The organism is Shewanella vesiculosa (assembly GCF_009994065.1).
In the GTDB taxonomy this organism is placed as follows: Bacteria; Pseudomonadota; Gammaproteobacteria; order Enterobacterales; family Shewanellaceae; genus Shewanella; species Shewanella vesiculosa.
The window spans coordinates 86,495-104,857 of sequence record NZ_JAACSD010000009.1 but is presented as its reverse complement, the minus strand read 5'-3'; the positions used below and the strand labels follow the sequence as shown (position 1 = coordinate 104,857).

17 protein-coding genes are annotated in these 18,363 nt (G+C 41.9%); 13 read left to right on the top strand and 4 right to left on the bottom strand.

All coding sequences use genetic code 11. From position 1 onward, the window contains the following. Nucleotides 1-157: 157 nt before the first annotated feature. The 3 genes from gmk to spoT are packed head-to-tail and all read left to right on the top strand — an operon-like array spanning nucleotide 158 to nucleotide 3,242. The gene (gene gmk / locus GW828_RS11250; protein WP_273058867.1) at nucleotides 158-781 is read left to right on the top strand and encodes a guanylate kinase; all 624 of its coding nucleotides are present in this window, start codon (nucleotides 158-160) and stop codon (nucleotides 779-781) included. 60 nt (nucleotides 782-841) lie between these two features. Continuing rightward, nucleotides 842-1,120 carry a DNA-directed RNA polymerase subunit omega gene (gene rpoZ, locus GW828_RS11245; RefSeq protein ID WP_011635854.1) on the top strand — a complete coding sequence of 93 codons (279 nt, stop codon included), beginning with the start codon at nucleotides 842-844 and terminating at the stop codon, nucleotides 1,118-1,120. Nucleotides 1,121-1,133: 13 nt separating this feature from the next. Continuing rightward, the gene (gene spoT / locus GW828_RS11240; RefSeq protein WP_124017483.1) at nucleotides 1,134-3,242 is read left to right on the top strand and encodes a bifunctional GTP diphosphokinase/guanosine-3',5'-bis pyrophosphate 3'-pyrophosphohydrolase; all 2,109 of its coding nucleotides are present in this window, start codon (nucleotides 1,134-1,136) and stop codon (nucleotides 3,240-3,242) included. Nucleotides 3,243-3,295: 53 nt separating this feature from the next. On the opposite strand, the gene GW828_RS11235 is transcribed toward spoT, so the two are convergent. The 4 genes from GW828_RS11235 to GW828_RS11220 form a co-directional block, all read right to left on the bottom strand. Next, nucleotides 3,296-4,138 carry a hypothetical protein gene (locus tag GW828_RS11235; RefSeq protein WP_182723093.1) on the bottom strand — a complete coding sequence of 281 codons (843 nt, stop codon included), beginning with the start codon at nucleotides 4,136-4,138 and terminating at the stop codon, nucleotides 3,296-3,298. Nucleotides 4,139-4,476: 338 nt separating this feature from the next. Beyond that, nucleotides 4,477-4,803, bottom strand: a complete 327-nt coding sequence (locus GW828_RS11230) for a hypothetical protein (RefSeq protein ID WP_273058870.1) — start codon at nucleotides 4,801-4,803, stop codon at nucleotides 4,477-4,479. Then, on the bottom strand, nucleotides 4,803-5,648 hold the full coding sequence (locus GW828_RS11225) for a hypothetical protein (RefSeq protein ID WP_273058872.1): 846 nt from the start codon (nucleotides 5,646-5,648) through the stop codon (nucleotides 4,803-4,805). The genes GW828_RS11230 and GW828_RS11225 overlap by 1 nt, the downstream gene beginning before the upstream one ends. Further along, nucleotides 5,645-6,877: a hypothetical protein gene (locus tag GW828_RS11220; RefSeq protein ID WP_273058874.1), complete on the bottom strand. Its 1,233-nt coding sequence runs from the start codon at nucleotides 6,875-6,877 to the stop codon at nucleotides 5,645-5,647. Before GW828_RS11220 ends, GW828_RS11225 begins: the two co-directional genes overlap by 4 nt. 257 nt (nucleotides 6,878-7,134) lie before the next feature. Between GW828_RS11220 and GW828_RS11215 the strand changes: the two genes are divergently transcribed. From GW828_RS11215 to GW828_RS11170, 10 genes are all read left to right on the top strand, one after another. Further along, on the top strand, nucleotides 7,135-7,518 hold the full coding sequence (locus GW828_RS11215) for a RidA family protein (protein ID WP_182697748.1): 384 nt from the start codon (nucleotides 7,135-7,137) through the stop codon (nucleotides 7,516-7,518). 230 nt (nucleotides 7,519-7,748) lie between these two features. Beyond that, nucleotides 7,749-9,404 (top strand): AMP-binding protein, encoded by a 1,656-nt coding sequence (locus GW828_RS11210; RefSeq protein ID WP_182723090.1) that lies wholly within the window; start codon nucleotides 7,749-7,751, stop codon nucleotides 9,402-9,404. Nucleotides 9,405-9,542: 138 nt separating this feature from the next. After that, complete coding sequence (locus GW828_RS11205) at nucleotides 9,543-10,472, top strand: calcium/sodium antiporter (RefSeq protein ID WP_182697746.1); 930 nt, start codon at nucleotides 9,543-9,545, stop codon at nucleotides 10,470-10,472. 220 nt (nucleotides 10,473-10,692) lie between these two features. After that, entirely contained in the window at nucleotides 10,693-11,373 is a 681-nt protein-coding gene (locus tag GW828_RS11200; RefSeq protein WP_273058878.1) for a tetratricopeptide repeat protein, read from the top strand. Nucleotides 11,374-11,450: 77 nt separating this feature from the next. Continuing rightward, nucleotides 11,451-12,545 carry a sensor histidine kinase gene (locus GW828_RS11195; RefSeq protein WP_273058880.1) on the top strand — a complete coding sequence of 365 codons (1,095 nt, stop codon included), beginning with the start codon at nucleotides 11,451-11,453 and terminating at the stop codon, nucleotides 12,543-12,545. Then, nucleotides 12,542-13,150 (top strand): response regulator transcription factor, encoded by a 609-nt coding sequence (locus GW828_RS11190; RefSeq protein WP_273058882.1) that lies wholly within the window; start codon nucleotides 12,542-12,544, stop codon nucleotides 13,148-13,150. Before GW828_RS11195 ends, GW828_RS11190 begins: the two co-directional genes overlap by 4 nt. A 140-nt stretch (nucleotides 13,151-13,290) precedes the next feature. Then, the gene (recG, locus tag GW828_RS11185; RefSeq protein ID WP_273058884.1) at nucleotides 13,291-15,366 is read left to right on the top strand and encodes an ATP-dependent DNA helicase RecG; all 2,076 of its coding nucleotides are present in this window, start codon (nucleotides 13,291-13,293) and stop codon (nucleotides 15,364-15,366) included. Between the two features lie 269 nt (nucleotides 15,367-15,635). Further along, complete coding sequence (locus tag GW828_RS11180; RefSeq protein WP_182697741.1) at nucleotides 15,636-16,517, top strand: DUF3014 domain-containing protein; 882 nt, start codon at nucleotides 15,636-15,638, stop codon at nucleotides 16,515-16,517. 239 nt (nucleotides 16,518-16,756) lie between these two features. Then, a complete protein-coding gene (locus tag GW828_RS11175) occupies nucleotides 16,757-17,518 on the top strand; it encodes a beta-ketoacyl synthase chain length factor (RefSeq protein ID WP_273058886.1) in 762 nt (253 codons plus the stop codon). Further along, the gene (locus tag GW828_RS11170) at nucleotides 17,511-18,362 is read left to right on the top strand and encodes a lysophospholipid acyltransferase family protein (RefSeq protein WP_420542424.1); all 852 of its coding nucleotides are present in this window, start codon (nucleotides 17,511-17,513) and stop codon (nucleotides 18,360-18,362) included. The genes GW828_RS11175 and GW828_RS11170 overlap by 8 nt, the downstream gene beginning before the upstream one ends. The last annotated feature ends 1 nt before the right edge of the window (nucleotide 18,363 follow it).

The window sequence follows — 18,363 nt, the reverse complement described above, 5'->3', positions numbered from 1 at the left end:
ACATAACTTTTTTATTCATTAACCTGTCTGTTGCTTGTCGCCCATTTATCGCAACAAGGCACAGTAGCAATCGCTATGATTGCGCTAGCATAACCTTACAGTTAACGAGTATAATATTAAGCTTTCTTAATGAATAATCGGATGAGAAACCCTATTTATGAGCACTCGTGGAAATCTTTTTATTGTGTCAGCCCCCAGTGGCGCAGGTAAATCATCACTTATATCAGCACTATTAAAAGATACACCATCTGATAAACAGGTTTCAGTGTCACACACGACCCGTAAACCTCGCCCTGGCGAAGTCGATGGCCAACATTATCATTTTGTCACTGTTGAGCAATTTAAAGCATTAATTGACCAAAACGCCTTTATTGAATGGGCTGAAGTCTTTGGCAATTTTTATGGCACCTCCAAAACCGTCATTGAACACACTTTGACTAATGGTATCGACGTCTTTCTAGATATCGACTGGCAAGGTGGTGAACAAGTTAAAAAACTAATGCCATATGCGATTGGGGTATTTATTTTACCGCCATCGAAAACTGAACTAGAGCGTCGTTTAACTGGTCGAGGCCAAGACAGCCAACAAGTGATTGATTCACGCATGGCACAAGCGGTTTCTGAAATGTCACATTACGCACAATATGAATTTGTGATTGTAAATAATGATTTTGATGACGCCCTAACCGATTTAAACGCCATTATTCGCAGCCAAAGACTAACCTGTGCTAGTCAGCAGCATACCCACAATGATATGCTTATTGATCTCTTGGCAGACTAATTGTCATAGTGTACAATTTTGCGTCATTTTTCCCCATAGATAACACTGGAGTTTCAACACATGGCTCGCGTAACTGTAGAAGACGCCGTAAACAAAATCGGCAACCGTTTTGATATGATCCTGGTTGCAGCGCGTCGTGCACGCCAAATCGCCGTCCAAGGTAAAGAACCTATGGTTGATGAGATGAATGATAAACCAACGGTTGTCGCATTACGTGAAATCGAATTAGGTTTAGTCACCTCTAACACTTTAGATGCTGATGAGCGCCAAACTGTTCGTGAACGTGAAGCAGCTGAAATTGCCGCTGTAGCAGCCATAGCAGAAGGCCGCGTTTTATAAGGAGTAGCGCCACTTGTATCTGTTTGAAGGTCTAAAAGAGTCAGCATCCAGCTATCTAGAGCCGGATCAAGTAGAATTACTCAAGCAGGCCTATTTGGTTGCGCGTGATGCCCACGAAGGGCAAATGCGCACAAGTGGCGAGCCTTATATCACCCATCCCGTTGCGGTTAGCCGCATCTTGGCAGACATGCGCCTCGATCATGAGTCGCTTATGGCTGCCTTGCTTCATGACACCATTGAAGATACACCGGTAACCAAAGAAGAACTCACTGAGTTATTTGGTGCTGATGTTGCCGAACTGGTTGAAGGTGTTTCCAAGCTTGATAAAATCAAGTTTCGTGACAGAAAAGAAGCCCAAGCAGAAAACTTCCGTAAAATGATGATGGCAATGACTCAAGATATTCGAGTTATCCTCATCAAATTGGCCGACCGCACCCACAATATGCGCACATTAGGCGCTCTTCGCCCTGATAAGCGTCGTCGTATTGCTCGCGAAACGTTAGAAATATATGCTCCAATTGCTAATCGATTAGGTATTCATAATATTAAAATCGAACTTGAAGATCTCGGTTTTCAAGCCTATTACCCTATGCGACACAGAGTGATCCGCGATGTCGTAAAAGCAGCTCGTGGTAATCGTAAAGAACTGATTAACAGTATTGAAGTGGCTATTGAAACACGCCTTGAAGAAGCTGGAATTCCTACTAAAGTCAAAGGCCGTGAGAAAAATCTCTATTCAATCTATCGAAAGATGCGCAGTAAAGAACTTCAATTTCAAGAGGTTATGGATATATATGCGTTCCGCGTTATCGTCGACTCTATTGATACCTGCTATCGCGTATTAGGTGCTATGCACGGATTATACAAGCCGCGCCCTGGACGTTTTAAAGATTATATCGCCATTCCAAAAGCCAACGGTTACCAATCACTGCATACCTCGTTATTTGGCCCCCATGCGGTGCCTGTTGAAGTGCAAATTCGTACCGAAGAAATGGATCAAATGGCCGACAAAGGTGTCGCTGCGCATTGGATGTACAAAAACAATACCGATGCGGCTCAACAAAGCACTTCTCAAGTTCGCGCTCATAAATGGATGCAAAGTTTGCTGGAATTACAGCAAAGTGCTAGCAGCTCATTTGAATTTGTTGAAAACGTTAAAACTGAATTATTCCCTGAAGAAATTTACGTATTTACTCCAGAAGGCCGTATCTTAGAATTACCAGTCAATGCCACGGCGGTCGATTTTGCCTACGAAGTGCATACTGATGTGGGCAATACCTGTGTTGGCGCACGCGTTAATCGTCAAGCATACCCGCTGAGCCAACCATTAATTTCAGGGCAAACCGTTGAAATTATTACCGCCAAAGGTGCCCGCCCTAATGCTGCATGGCTAAATTTTGTGGTAACGGGTAAAGCCCGAGGTAAAATCCGTCAGGTATTAAAGAGCCTTAAAGGCGATAATGCTATCGCATTAGGCAAACGTTTATTAAACCATGCCTTGGGTGATACCAAGCTGGAAACTATTCCCGCTGAATTACTTGAGAAAGTGATCAAAGAAACCAAACACACATCATTAGACTCGCTGCTAGCAGATATTGGCTTAGGCAATGCCATGAGTATTGTGATTGCACAGCGCTTGGTTGGTGAGCAGTTTGATTCTCAAGACAGCAATAAAGAACGACCACAAATGCCAATTCGCGGTGCCGAAGGTATGTTGGTCACTTACGCCAATTGCTGCCGCCCAATCCCCGGCGATGCGGTCATTGCTCATGTGAGCCCAGGCAAAGGTCTGGTAGTGCACATGGAAAGCTGCGCCAATATTCGCGGCTATCAAGGCGAGCCAGATAAGTACATTTCAGTACATTGGGACAACGTAGAAGGGGTTGAATACCAAGCTAACTTACGCGTTGAAATTGTAAACCACCAAGGTGCGTTGGCAAAAATCACTTCGATCATTGCTTCTGCTGGTTCTAACATTCACAACCTCAGCACCGAAGAACGTGATGGCCGTGTATATCTGATTAATTTACGTATTTCAGTTAAAGATCGCGTTCATCTTGCAAACGTTATGCGCAGGATCCGTGTTTTACCTGAAGTCTTACGCACTTCGCGTAACCGCTAATGATTTCATGAGTGGTTTAGTTAACCTCTCATGAATATTCATATTTTAAGTTATTACTCAGTTATAGTCGCGGAAAATACTCTTTGTTCTTCCTCAATATAATCAGTTAACGACACCATCTGCATCACCCGTTGCTGGGTTTGATTGGCCGCATTGCGCCACTTTTTATGTTTATTAAAGCGATCAACGTGATGCTTAAACCGTACCACTAAAAAGTGTTGCTCATCTAAGCCTAGGCAATACATATCAGTTCGGTTTCTAGATTGGGGTTGCACTAACTGATGAAATACCCACTGATTGTCGTTAATTGTCACAGTGCTAGTATCATTATTTAGAGGGTAACCGCTACTGTTAATAAATGCCTTAAGCTGCATAGCTTCATGTTTTGGACTATGCTCGCGATATATTTTCAATATTTTTTGTCTTAAGTATGCTCTTTTTCCTCTAGAATCATCAACAGGTTCAAGTTGATAGTAACTTTCATCATACTTTTGATTAAGCCACTGCTTAAGCGACTGATTATCGAGCACATTGATATTCTCAGAAACTTTGTGTATCGCAAAAGCACAGCCCAGCATGCCATATTCACTGTCGGGTAAAATGCCAATGATTGGCTTGTATATCCAAAAAACCGTATGGAAAATTACATAGGACAGATCAATGTCGCTATTTCGATGTTCGTTAAACCATTGAGGATTTCTATATGGATACTTAACCTTCGGCTGTTCAACAGTGTCAATATTGTTAAGAGATAAACTACTGATAGGAAAATTAATGTCTAGCGTTCTATTCTCTAAAATAAACCGTTCTTCCACCATTTTGCTAAAGTCGGCGCCGCCGACAAAACCTTGCCTCAACACTCTAGGCAATGCTTTTATAATAGTGATGAATGCCACTATTATAATCTTTGTCAATAAAGCTATCATAAGAATCAGTTTCATATAGTCAACTTGATAAAAATACAGACTTCTAAACCCAAGCAGTACATGCCTGTGCGACTGTGGAAACAAAGATTCACCAATTGATAAAACACCCAATCTATGTCATTAATTTGTATAATGATAACAACAGGAATGGCGTATACCGCTGACCTTTATCGCCCCTCTAACTGCTCTGCCATCACCTCATCTGACAGTATGGATATTTACTCATTCCTTGTCTTAAATATGTATTCCAACTTAGTTCTTTCTCTTATGGTTCAGGGTGATTATAGTATTCTCGATTGCCCCAATGCCTAATTATAAAGTGCATTTATCCTATCTGGAATTTTCTTGATCCTAAACACACTGCTGGGGAAAATACCGATAATCGTAAGAGACATCCACAGCTCAGTATAAATATGGACATAGGTTTCATGGGTGTGAGTTTTTTGCTTCGTATTAAACCAATGCCTATTTCTATAAGGATAATTAACCTCTTTGGGTAACTGTCGAGCAACTATATTACTGATAGGAATAGTTATTTTTAACAGTTTGTCTTCTAAAATAAACCGCTCAGTGACGAGCTGAGTAAAATCAGCACCGCCAACAAAGCCTTGCCACAAGCTCTTCAATAACCCCATTATACTGTTTCTTGTCCAGATGAAGTTTGCAGAGCTGACGAAGTATCATTGGATAGTCGCGATTGTGGTTCATCTGCAACATAATCAGTTAATGACACCATCTCCATCACCCGTTGCTGCGTTTGATTGGCCGCCTTGCGCCACTTTTTATGTTTGTCAGAACGGTCAACCTGATGGTTAAAACGCACAACTAAATAATGACCTTCATCTAAACCTAAACAATACATGTCGGTGCGACTGCGTGAATGAGGTTTAATCAATTGATGAAACACCCACTCAGTACCATTTATTTGTACCGTAGTAGCATCTGGAATTTGGGGATAACCGCCGTTGTTTATAGCAGCTTCTAATTGAATAGCCATTACCTCATCGGAAAGAGTGGTATGTTTACTCATTTCTTGCCTTATTCTAGTGTTGCTACCTCGAGCTTTGTCACCAGGCTCAGGGTGATTATAATATTCATCATATTCTTGATTAAGCCATGAACCAAGGGCCTGATTATCAAGCGCATTAATACCATCATGGGTTTTTTTTATTCTAAACACACTGCTGAGCATGCCGTATTCACTGCTGGGAAAAATGCCGATAATGGGCAAATACATCCAAACTCGAGTATAGATATGCACATAGGTTTCATGGGTGTGAGTTTTTTGCTTCGTATTAAACCAATGCCTATTTCTATAAGGATAATTAACCTCTTTGGGTAACTGCCGAGCAACTACATTACTGATAGGAATAGTTATTTTTAACAGTTTGTCTTCTAAAATAAACCGCTCAGTGACGAGCTGAGTAAAATCAGCACCACCAACAAAACCTTGCCACAATGTTTTTAGTAATTTCTTCATAATGTTTTTTGTTTTTTTTGTGCTTCTTGCATTAATTGCTCAGCTTTCTGAATATATTTTTTAACTTCTTTTGCGCGAACTTTTGAACCTAACGTCGATAATTGGGCATAATAGGTTTTTACCCCCAAGAAAGGCAGTGTATGTGGACTTGCACCCGTAGAACTAAATATTATCGAGGGAAAAAATTTAATTGAACGAGCAAAACTACTGGCAGAGAGATCATTTTTACCGGCAAGATTAGGCACGGGATCGAATGGATTATTACGTGGTTCATGGGTTTTTAACCCCACCAATTTAGCCGCTTGCTGCAAGTCAGCCACATTAGCACCACTTCCATGAATAGCTAATTCTTGACTAGTTAATAAGCCTTGATAATGAACTCGATAATAGCGTAATGCCGATAAGAAAATAATTGCCCCTTGGCTGTGGGCGACCCATTTGACCTTTTTACCCAACTGCTGGTTTTGCTTCAATACTGCCGCCAAGTGCTGGGCATTATGCGAAGCATTACTTTGACTTTTATCAAATGCACACTCAATAAGATCGCGCACAACTTTATCACTAGGATTATGAAATAAAGTATAAGCTTGAATTGCATCACTTTGATAGGCAGTATCTAAATGAGTGCCCATTAGCCACTGTGCTTTAGCAAACTCATTTAGCATACCGTTTATGGCGGCATGGGCAGTTTTTACTTGTGTGGTAGGCTTTGCGCCCCCCCATTCAGTAGTTAATTCTGTAATTTCCTCTTCCATTTTTGCCCCATCGTATTTCGCTCCTGAGCCAATCCTTTCAACTCTATACAACATGGTGCGCTCATCTGTATGGCGATCTTTCTTACCATATAATTGTTGATCAAATAATATATCGGTGACGTGCACTTGTCCGTTCGCGGCAATTTTATAATCAATAAAGTAATGATAATTACGAAATGGAATATCAGAGCGGCGCATATGCCTAAAGGGATTACGGCTTTGTTTAATTGACGAGGCTGCTGTTGGGTGCAGGCTGATAAATTGAATTTCTTTAATCACCTGCTGTTGGTCATAATCATTAAGGCTTTGCAGCATAACAAATGCTTGATAGGAAAATTCAACTTTTTGGTAATTAAAGTCAACCGGTAATCGAAGTCCATGCTCTAATGCTGTTTGATGGTCTAAACCCATTAAACTATGAGGTGAACTCGGTTGTAGTGCATTTTTATTTGCGCCGCTGTTTTTCCATGTCATGCTAATCATCCCTGATATATAAATTATGTATCATAAAATGGATTGTCGATTTTATATATAGCTACAAATAACTGGTTTTATTATGGTAAGTAATACTTGATGATAATGAGATAATAATAAGCTCATATATACCCATTTAGGTCAGACGTTATTCGTAGCATTGAAACTGTTTAAGGAGGCTTGCTCAAATAGCGCTAAGCCGATACATTGACTATTAATTTTTACCAACCAACACAATTAAATAAAGAGAATTCAACATGGCTGAAAAAATTATCATCGCAACCGACAAAGCCCCCCAAGCTATTGGTACTTATTCACAAGCAGTTAAAGTCGGCAGTACCGTTTATCTTTCAGGTCAGATCCCATTAGACCCAAAAACCATGACCATGGTGAGCGATGATTTTGCAGAACAAGTTGTACAAGTGTTCGAAAATTTAACCGCGGTATGTGAAGCTGCTGGCGGAAAAATGAGTGACATCGTTAAGCTAAATATCTTCTTAACCGATTTATCTCATTTTGCCACGGTAAACGAAATTATGAGTCGTTACTTCCAACAACCTTATCCAGCTCGTGCCGCGATTGGCGTCAAAGAGTTACCAAAAGGGTCATTGGTTGAAATGGACGGAATCATGGAAATTTAGCGACAACCGTACAATTTTTTTAAAGGCACCTAGAGTGCCTTTTTTATTATCCGTGGGTTTTACACTGTAGAGTATTTACTCAACACCTATTGTTTCTTCAGTAAATTCTGCTAACGTGTTTGTTGTGTTACCTTGCACACATACTGTGCAATTGTTTGCGCCAGCGCACAAAAATGGCCATACTAAATTTATAGAGACCCACAATAACAATAAAGAACATGGAAGCGTCGATGGAAAATTTAATTAAAACTCCTGTTGAGATGTTGTCTCATTGGGTAGATACGCAAGGCGACAAAGTTTACCTTCGCCAGCCGATTGACGGTAAATATGTAGATTTCACCTGGCGTGAAGTTCAACAAAAAGTGCAACAAATTGCAGGTTCACTGCGCCATTTAGGTCTAGAGCGCGGTGATAAAGTTGCTGTACTGTCTAAGAACTGTGCCGAGTGGTTTATTGTCGATTTAGCATTAATGTACGGTGGTTATATTAGTGTGCCTGTTTATCCAACTGCTAATGCCGAAACGATTCGTTATATACTTGAGCACAGTGGTGCAAAAGCCATCTTTACTGGCAAGCTTGATCATTGGGCAGAACAAGAAGCTGCCGTGGGCGGTGAAATTCTCCGTTTAGCCATGCCATATGACACCATGCCTGCCCAATATCATTGGGAACAGCTATTGAAGCTGGGGCAACCTCTGGTTGACGAGCAGTTACCCACTGCAGATCAAGTCATGACGCTCATTTATACCTCAGGCTCAACTGGCAAACCTAAAGGCGCGATCCAAACCTTTACCAGTTATGGCTGGGCGTGTGAAGCCGTGATCCGTGATTTACAAGCAAACACGACTGACCGACTATTATCTTACTTACCGTTAGCACACATTACCGAACGCGTAGCTATTGAAGGTTCATCATTCTATTCTGGGGCAACGGTTTCTTTTGTTGAAGGTCTCGACTCATTTGTTGATGACATTCAGCGTTGTCGTCCAACGATATTTTTCTCCGTACCGCGTTTATGGACGGTATTCCAACTCAATATCATCAACAAAATTGGTGAGAAAAAACTTAAAACCTTACTTAAACTGCCCATTATTAGCAGTATTGTTAAGCGTAAGATTAAAAAAGGTTTAGGGCTGGATCAATCACGCTTAAACGGCTCAGGCTCGGCGCCAATACCACCATCATTGCTTCAATGGTACAACGATATCGGCATTGATATTTGTGAAGCATGGGGGATGACTGAAAACTGTGCTTACTCGATAATCAACCATCCATTTAATGCCAAGAAGATTGGCACTGTCGGCCGTCCAGTTGAAGGATGCTTGGTACGTCAAACTGAACAAGGTGAGTTGTTAGTTAAAAGTCCTGGCTTGATGAGCGGCTATTACTTACAAGACGAAGCCACCGCAGCCGCATTTACCGAAGATGGTTTTTTCCATACTGGCGATTTATGCGAAATTGATGCAGACGGTTATATCGATATTACTGGTCGAGTTAAAGACAACTTTAAAACCTCAAAAGGTAAATATGTCGCACCTGTCCCTATTGAACGTAAATTGGCTCAAGATTCACATATAGAGTTAATTTGTGTTATTGGTTCTGGCTTACCACACCCAGTCGCATTAGTGCAGCTTTCAGAAGGCTCTAAATTGCAGCCTCGTGAGGAAGTAAGAACATCATTGAAAGAGACGCTCGACAGCATTAACCCGCATCTTGAGTCACATGAGCACGTTGATGCCATTATAATCGTCAATGATGACTGGACCATTGAGAACGATGTGTTAACTCCAACGTTAAAAATTAAACGTCACGTACTGGAAAAAACATTCAGCGCCAAAGTAGACGGTGTGCGCGGTGCAAAAGTACGTTGGGAAGACGAATTGTAGTCATCCACTATCGATTATTTCGCCTCAAAAAATACACGCAATATGCGTGTATTTTTTTGACATATTCTGTCAATATACGCGCCATCAACTATGCAGAGTTTACATAGCGTTGCATACCCATTAATTAGGCAGAGACTCATGTTCATTGCGTTATATATTATCGGCGGTTTTATCATTTTAACCTTTGGCGCAGAAGCTCTTGTGCGCGGAGCCAGTGCCGTAGCGCTGCGTTTAGGTATTGCGCCGCTCATTATAGGCTTAACCATTGTGGCATTTGGTACTAGCGCCCCTGAATTAGCGGTGAGTGTAAAATCGGCATTAGCAGGTAATCCTGGGATTGCCTTAGGTAATGTTGTCGGTTCTAACATTGTTAATGTCGGTTTAATTTTAGCCATCACCGCCCTTATTCGCCCTATTACCGTGCAATCTCAAATGGTTAAGCGCGATATTCCTATTATGATTTGCGCGTCAGTACTAATGTGGTTTTTGCTGCTTGATGGTGAAGTCAGCTTTATCGACGGAGCCATCTTATTTGGTGCACTTGTTAGTTATTTAGTCTTTAGTTATGTCAGCGCCAAAAATAATCCAGAAGACGTTGATGTTAATACCAATCCACAACACCCAGGATTATCAATCGCATTAATTATTGCTGGAATCGCAATGTTAGTCGGTGGTGGCATATTATTTGTAGATGGTGCTGTTGATTTAGCCAAGCAGTTTGGCATTAGTGAAGTCATCATTGGCTTAACTATTGTGGCTATTGGCACCAGTATGCCAGAACTCGTTACCTCGGTGATGGCGGCTCTTAAAGGTCAAAGTGACATTGCCATCGGTAACGTTGTTGGCTCTAATATTTTCAACGTACTCGGTATTTTAGGCGCAACAGCATTAATTCACCCAGTATCCGCTGCCGGATTTAACGAAGTTGATTTTATCGCCATGCTGATTTTTGCGTTTATGGTATTGCCGTTTGCTTGGAGCGGTTTACGTATTGGTCGTCGTGAAGGTGGAGTGCTATTAGCTGGTTACCTTGGCTACACCAGTTATTTAGTGATGCAAGTGGTTTAAGTTATCGACAATAATACTCATACTAAAGGCCGAATATTCATTCGGTCTTTTCATAACACTTTGTAAGCCTATACTCATATTTAATACGAGATCCTGACAATACATGACATTTGTCATCTTCAATTGATGACCTTTGTGTCTAAGAATAACCCCCGCCTATAGCCATACTACACCTATCCCAACAACATCTTGATTGGGGGAAACGTAAATGGAGATAACCATGAAAACCTTACTACTGATCACCAGCTTAACCTTAGTCAGCCAAGCTAGCTTTGCTAACATTAGCGATATTGATGCTGCTGCCAACACCATGAACATCAATGAACTCAGCCAATACAGTGAACAGGCTATTGATTATGAAAAAGCCTATGCTGATTATCGTCTAGCCATTACTGCCAACATAATGGGTCAACGTCAACTCGCTACAGATTCATTAAACGATGCTCAGCAAACACTAGAATCTCTTTTAGACCAAGACCCATCTGCAGACCCACAAGCGCTACTTGCTGCGGTATATGGAATGCAAATCTCGTTTGATAATAGCAAAGGTGCTGTATTAGGAATGAAAACGGCACAATTACTTCAACAAGCAAACGATCTGGAACCTAACAATCCGCGCGTCAGTTTAGTGCGAGCAATTAATGCATTTTATACCCCTAGCGTATTTGGTGGCGGACTCGACAAGTCGCAAACATTAGTAACCCAAGCAATTAGTCAATTTGAGCAGCCTTGTAATGAAATCTGTTGGGGACATGCAGAAGCCTATACTTGGCGCGGACTCGCTAAACAAGAACAAGGCGACTTAAACGGTGCTTTACAAGATTGGCAAACCGCCATTGAAGTTGACCCTCAGTATGGTTGGGCAAGATATCTGTTAAACCAACAAACAGTAAAGCAGTAATCGACCAGTTTATTATTACTCGCATAGGTTTGAGTTAGCGCGCAGTTACTCTATGATTAACTGCGCTAGGAGGCACTATGACACTCGGTTTAACAATACCCAACGAAAAGAGTTATGAGCAAAAAACCGCTTGGGTTTACCTCATAAACTTAGGTTTTTACTTTATTCCATTGTATTTCATGCACGGTCAATGGTTAAACATTACGATCGCAATCTTATTATTAGTGCCATTTATTATCGGTTATTTCTGGGCTTATAACTGTAGCAAAGAGCGAGCCCTCAAACCTATTGGGTTAATGTTTGTCACAGCAATAGCCTCATCATTTGTTAGCAGTGGCGCCATATCACTGTTCAGTTTTTGCTGTTTCTTTATTGGTTTTTTCTACTCACTTCGTACTGCCATATTGAGTTTTATCGGACTGAGTATTTTGCTTTTAGTGATCGATATTAGCATGGATTACACAGGCTACTTTTTTACTTTTTATGGTATGGGAATTTGCTTAGGGGTGGGAGTGTTTGGGATAATTGAACAAAACCGCCAACGCATCAAACGCCAGCAACAACAATCAAAAGATGAAGTCGCAAATTTAGCTACCGCATTAGAACGCGAACGTATTGGCCGAGATTTACATGATGTGATGGGGCACCACTTAGCCGCCATCGCCTTAAAAGCTGAACTGGCAGACAAACTCATTGCCTCAGGTAAAATCGACTTAGCGCAGCAGCAAATTCATCAAGTGAGCGTGATAACTCGAGACTGTTTAAGCCAAATTCGCCACACGGTATCGGGCTATAAACATCAAGGCTTAACGCATACCCTAAACACCTTAGCCAACACGTTAAGAGATAACGCTATTGCTGTCAGCATAGAAGGCACATTCCCTAAACTCAGTGAACTCATGGAATCGCAAATCAGCTTGCTGTTAACTGAGTTGATTAATAACACCATAAAACACAGCCACGCAACACATTGCACCCTGCGTATTGAACAAAGCCCAAATTGCCTCAAACTCAACTTTATCGAGAATGTACCGGTTAAAACCATCACTAAAGGCAACGGATTAACCGGTATTCAAGAGCGAGTAACCTTGCTACATGGCACCATCGACTATCAATTAATTCCCCATTATAAAGTGAGTATCCAATTGCCACTAAGTGAGTCCGTTAGATGAAAATTCTATTAGCCGAAGATCAAGCCATGGTAAGAGGCGCCCTCGCCGCGTTACTCACATTAGGATGTGATAGCTTAAATGCAATAGAGATTGTCGAAGTCGAAGATGGCGATAAAGCGATGCAACAACTTAAAACCGATTCGTTTGACCTGCTACTTACCGACATTGAAATGCCTAGGAAATCAGGTTTAGAACTGAGCCTATGGTTGCAACAGCAACGCAGTCAGACCAAAGTGATTATTCTGACCACCTTTGGCCGAGCGGGTTATATCAAACGAGCATTAGAATACGGTGTCGGGGGCTTTTTATTAAAAGATGCACCTTCTGCTGACTTAATTAACGCGATTAAACAAGTCATGGCGGGTAAACGAGTCATCGATCCAGAATTGGCTTTCACCGCTATTGGTGAAATAGATCCTCTCAACGACAAAGAAAGGCGCGCATTGCGCCTAGCAAGCGAAGGCTTATCAACCAGCGATATTGCCAGTCAGTTGTTTATTGCAGAAGGTACAGTACGAAACTATTTGTCAGAAGCCATTAATAAACTCAATGCCAGTAACCGAATTGATGCCGCCAGAATTGCCAAGCAAAAGGGTTGGTTGTAATTAGTGGCTTAATATTGCCTTGTATGCAAAGTCTGCTAAGATACCTTAAACATCTGTATATAATTACAGTGATTTGAGATTGATAGCTTGAAATCACTATAATTTTTACATCTTTGGTAATCAATTTAGGTGAGCACAATTTGCTACGACTGGATCTTGTTCCGATCACCGACCTTAAAGGCGTTGCTAAAAAGGTTGCGGAAAAACTGGCTAAGTTAGGTATTAAAACAGTACAAGATGTGCTGTTTCATTTACCGCTGCGTTATGAAGACCGTACGCAAATCCATGCTATTGCCGCATTACCTCCTGGCAGTTATGGCACCATAGAAGCAGAAATTCAGTCAACTCAAATCATGCAAGGTCGGCGGCGCATGTTAGTGTGTAATGTCCGTGACCACAGCGGAATGATGAGCCTGCGATTTTTTAATTTCTCTATGGCGCAACGTAATGCCATGGAAAATGGCGCCAGCATTCGGGCTTACGGTGAAATACGCAGTGGCAATCATCATAAAGAAATTGTTCACCCCGAATATCAAATTATTCATCCTGGTGAATCTGTCACATTAAGCGACACCCTAACGCCGATTTACCCGACGACTGAAGGGGTAAAACAAGCCAGTTGGATCAAATTAACACAACAAGCCTTGGCGATGTTGGACCAAGGTGGATTACCTGAGTTGCTGCCCAGTGCATTACAGCCAAACAATATTAGCCTGCGTGATGCATTGCATATTTTACATCGCCCCCATAGCTCAGTATCACCTTTTGAATTAGAACAAGGTCTGCATCCTGCCCAACAAAGATTAATCCAAGAAGAACTGCTGGCACATAATCTGAGCATGTTGCAACTACGCCAACGCAGTAACCAAGATGCCGCGGTGCCAATGCCAGCGACAGGTCAGTTACTAACGCCTTTTCTAGCGCAACTGCCTTTTAAACCCACTGGAGCTCAACAGCGGGTTGTCGCCGAAATCAGCCAAGATATTCAACATCCAACGCCGATGATGCGTTTAGTTCAAGGCGACGTGGGTTCAGGTAAAACCTTGGTGGCGGCACTGGCGGCATTACAGGCAATTGAAAACGGTTACCAAGTGGCCATGATGGCACCGACTGAATTACTCGCCGAACAACATGCCAGCAACTTTGCAGCATGGTTCGAACCACTTGGGCTAAAAGTCGGCTGGCTGGCGGGTAAATTAAAAGGCAAAGCTAGGGTTCAATCACTTGAAGATATCGCTTCTGGCGCTGCACAAATGGTTATTGGAACTCATGCGATATTTCAACAAGCGGTGGTGTTTAATAAACTGGCGCTGATTATTATTGATGAGCAGCATCGTTTTGGTGTGCATCAACGCCTAGACTTACGAGAAAAAGGTGTCAGCCAAGGCTTCCATCCACACCAGCTTATTATGACTGCTACGCCAATTCCGCGTACCTTAGCCATGACCGCTTATGCCGATCTTGATACCTCGACCATTGATGAACTGCCTCCAGGACGAACTCCCGTAACCACAGTAGCCCTTGCCGACAGTCGCCGAGAGCAAGTGATTGAACGTGTAAAACAAGCAGCATTAAACGATAATCGCCAAGCTTATTGGGTCTGTACCTTAATTGAAGAGTCTGAAGTACTTGAATGCCAAGCGGCTGAAGACACTGCCACAGAACTCGCCATAGCGTTACCAGAACTGAAAATAGGCTTGATCCATGGAAGAATGAAAAGCGCTGAAAAACAACATATCATGGCGCAATTTAAAGCAGGTGAATTGAACTTACTCGTCGCCACCACCGTCATAGAAGTTGGCGTTGATGTGCCTAATGCCAGTTTAATGATTATCGAAAACCCTGAACGCTTAGGCCTAGCGCAGTTACACCAATTAAGAGGTCGAGTCGGCCGTGGGGCTGTCGCTAGCCATTGTGTATTACTTTACAAAGCCCCGTTATCACAAACGGCCACCAAACGTTTAGGCGTACTCAGAGACAGTAATGATGGTTTTGTTATTGCTCAAAAAGACTTAGAAATTAGAGGTCCAGGCGAAGTGCTTGGCACCAAACAAACCGGTTTGGCAGATCTTAAAATTGCTGATCTGATTCGTGATCAACACTTAATTGCACCAACTCAAAAATTAGCATCTCATGTTTACCAGCAAGTGCCACAAAACGTAGATGCTATCATTCATCGCTGGATCGGTGATAGACAACAATATGTCCAAGCGTAATATAGATCATAATATATTGTTCATTATCATCAGTTATCACTAGACAAGTGGGCCGAATATTGCAAAATGGTATATAAATTGTGTTTGTTATCTAGTCAGCTAGCGGGGATCACCTTACTGCAAGCAAAGCGAAAGCTTTAACGCAGTGAAAGCGATTTGAAATCAGTCCTCCGCAACTGTTTAGTTATTGAATGTAATTAGTATCATGCAGAATTTTTCGACTCCATCTAGATCTTTGTATCGATTAGCTATAACGCCAAGGAATTGAAATGCAAGTTAATGAAGAAGATAGAATTACCCCACAAGCCACGGAAAAAACTGGCTCTAACATGCTATTAATCGCTATAGCCGTTATCGCGCTATTAGGCGCCAGCAGTTACTTCTATTTTACGAGTGATGATACCGAAGAATTAGAACCGGTTGTCATGACGCCAGTTGAACTGCCAGAATCAGTACCAGAGGTGCCAATAGAACAAGCGCCGATTGAAGAACCGCAAAACGTTAGCACTGTTGATGATATGGTTCCCGCTGGAGAATCTGAATCGTCTGCTGCAGTGGCAGAGCCTCTGCCAGTATTAGCTGAATCTGATGATTTTGTTGAAGCAAAAACATTAGCCATTGCCAACGGTATGAAAATTGCGCCGATGATCTTGAAAAAGGACATAGCTCGCCAATTTGTGGTGTTTGTTGATAACCTAGCCCAAGGTGATATCGTGCATAAAGCAAGCCCGTTAAAAGGCCCTGATACCCAATTTACTGTGAGCGAGATAACCAATAAAACCTATCTTAATCCAGATGGATATCATCGATATGATTTGTATGCGAATTTCATCGAAGGCTTGAACGATAAAGATTTAGTCGCTACTTATATTGAATTAAAACCACTCTTTGCTGAAGCGTTTACTGAACTCGGTTACAGTGATATTGATTTTGATAAGCGTATGCAGCAAGCTTTTAGCATGGTTGCTAGCGCCCCGATTATTGAAGACCCTATTGAGCTTTCATCAATCAGTGTGAACTATAAATACGTTGATCCTAACCTTGAAGCGTTGCCCAGTGCACAAAAACTGTTGATCCGTATGGGACCTGACAATACTCGTAAAATTAAAGCTGCGGTCAAAAAGCTGCAACAAAGTTTTCCAAACAAATAAGCTTATATCCACGAGTAACCCTAGCAGATTAAGCTATCAAAAATGAACGCGACATATGTCGCGTTTTTTATTGAGCCATCACCTTAGCTAATCCCCCTCCACTATTAGGCTTTTTAGTTTGCATGACTTCTTATCTACATTAACTTCAGTGTACAATCGCTAAGGTTAACTAATCTTTATTATTTAAATGATTATTAACTATTAAATAAGGATAGCTTGGCAGTTATAGAGGGAAAGTAATGCAGTTAGTATTTGAGCTTCTATCATGGGGGGCATGGTCACCAAACTTTCAAACCACAGAAAGTTGGCTACAATGGCAACAGCCAAATGGCAACTTGACGCCTAAGCCCGACTCGCCAGCTTTAAAGCACATTCCGGCCATGCAACGTCGTCGTTTTAGTCGTTTAACTAAAATGATGCTAACAGCAGCTCACCAATGCCAGCCAGAAGAGCATTGTCGGAGCATTTTCTCATCTCGTCATGGCGAGCTCACGAGAACATTAGGCTTACTTAATGACATTACCCAGCAGCAAGCTTTATCGCCAATGGCTTTTAGTCAGTCAGTGCATAATACTGCCAGTGGTATTTTTGGCATTGTAAATAATAACACTACAGCCTCTACATCCATTGCTGCTGGTGAACAAACCCTTTCTCAAGCACTTATTGAAGCCTATGCCCAATTAGCACAATCTCCAGAGCCCTTATTAGTCATTTTTGGTGACGATCCTGTGCCACCGATATACAGCGAATTTACTCACGAAGTCGAACTGCCCCTCGCCTTGGGATTGTATCTTGCACCAAAAGATCACATAGGTTACCACGCTGAAAAACAGGCGCCTCAACGGACAACACTGAGCTTGTCTGATTATCCACTGGATGTCGCTAATCCACAGGGACAAAAAAATATAAGTTTAAGCGAGTTAATCCACCATATTGTTAGCGCAAAAAATATTCAAGGTAAATTGTGCCATTGGTATTGGTCGCTTGAACACCATGACTGATCAACACGAGATGCCACATGCTGATGCTATTGAGTCAACAAAAACACCCGCACCGAAACTCAGCGGAGTGCGATATATTCCTCGCTGGTTAGCTGGAGTTGGCTGTTATATTACCTTTGGTTTAGGTGGCCTATTGTGTTCATTAACTATTTTACCTCTATTACAACTTTGGCCCACTAAACCAGAACTGCGAGTTGCAAGAGTGCAACGATTAGTCAGCTGGATGTTTAGAGTATTTGTCGCCATGCTAAGTTTTGCTGGGGTGATTGCTGTGAGTACTAAGAATATCGAGGCACTGCAACACGCTAAAAGGCAAATTGTTATCGCTAATCACCCCACATTAGTGGATGTGGTGGTATTAATTAGCTTGATGCCTAATGCGGGCTGTATTGTCAAACAAGGTTTATGGCGTAATCCATTCTTTCGCGGCGTACTCGCCAGTGTAGGGTATATTCCCAATCGCGAAGTCAATTGGCTCCTGCACGACTGCTTGCAGGTATTAAATCGTGATACTAACTTAATTATTTTTCCAGAAGGTACCCGAACATTAACTGGTAATATCGTTAACTCATTTGCTCGTGGCGCCGCCAATATTGCGCTTCGCACCCAAACAGATATTTTACCTGTAGTATTAAGAACCGATGTTGCCGGCTTAACCAAACAACAACCTTGGTACCAAATACCGCGACAAACCATCAATATGTCAGTAGAAATTGGCACAAGCATCCCATACCTGCGGTATGATGCTCAACAGGGTAATGAAGCCAAAATGGCTCGACAGCTGACGCGCGACTTGCAGCAGTTTTACATTGATACACTTAAACAACCTATCAAGTTCAATTGAT

Excerpts from the sequence above, each read along its gene's own strand:
- GW828_RS11205 (WP_182697746.1), top strand. The coding sequence starts at position 9,543 with ATGTTCATTGCGTTATATATTATCGGCGGTTTTATCATTTTAACCTTT.
- GW828_RS11230 (WP_273058870.1), bottom strand. The coding sequence starts at position 4,803 with ATGGGGTTATTGAAGAGCTTGTGGCAAGGCTTTGTTGGCGGTGCTGAT.
- GW828_RS11215 (WP_182697748.1), top strand. The coding sequence starts at position 7,135 with ATGGCTGAAAAAATTATCATCGCAACCGACAAAGCCCCCCAAGCTATT.
- GW828_RS11190 (WP_273058882.1), top strand. The coding sequence starts at position 12,542 with ATGAAAATTCTATTAGCCGAAGATCAAGCCATGGTAAGAGGCGCCCTC.
- GW828_RS11225 (WP_273058872.1), bottom strand. The coding sequence starts at position 5,648 with ATGAAGAAATTACTAAAAACATTGTGGCAAGGTTTTGTTGGTGGTGCT.
- GW828_RS11175 (WP_273058886.1), top strand. The coding sequence starts at position 16,757 with ATGCAGTTAGTATTTGAGCTTCTATCATGGGGGGCATGGTCACCAAAC.
- GW828_RS11170 (WP_420542424.1), top strand. The coding sequence starts at position 17,511 with ATGACTGATCAACACGAGATGCCACATGCTGATGCTATTGAGTCAACA.
- GW828_RS11220 (WP_273058874.1), bottom strand. The coding sequence starts at position 6,877 with ATGACATGGAAAAACAGCGGCGCAAATAAAAATGCACTACAACCGAGT.
- gmk (WP_273058867.1), top strand. The coding sequence starts at position 158 with ATGAGCACTCGTGGAAATCTTTTTATTGTGTCAGCCCCCAGTGGCGCA.
- GW828_RS11180 (WP_182697741.1), top strand. The coding sequence starts at position 15,636 with ATGCAAGTTAATGAAGAAGATAGAATTACCCCACAAGCCACGGAAAAA.
- GW828_RS11210 (WP_182723090.1), top strand. The coding sequence starts at position 7,749 with ATGGAAAATTTAATTAAAACTCCTGTTGAGATGTTGTCTCATTGGGTA.
- rpoZ (WP_011635854.1), top strand. The coding sequence starts at position 842 with ATGGCTCGCGTAACTGTAGAAGACGCCGTAAACAAAATCGGCAACCGT.
- GW828_RS11200 (WP_273058878.1), top strand. The coding sequence starts at position 10,693 with ATGAAAACCTTACTACTGATCACCAGCTTAACCTTAGTCAGCCAAGCT.
- GW828_RS11195 (WP_273058880.1), top strand. The coding sequence starts at position 11,451 with ATGACACTCGGTTTAACAATACCCAACGAAAAGAGTTATGAGCAAAAA.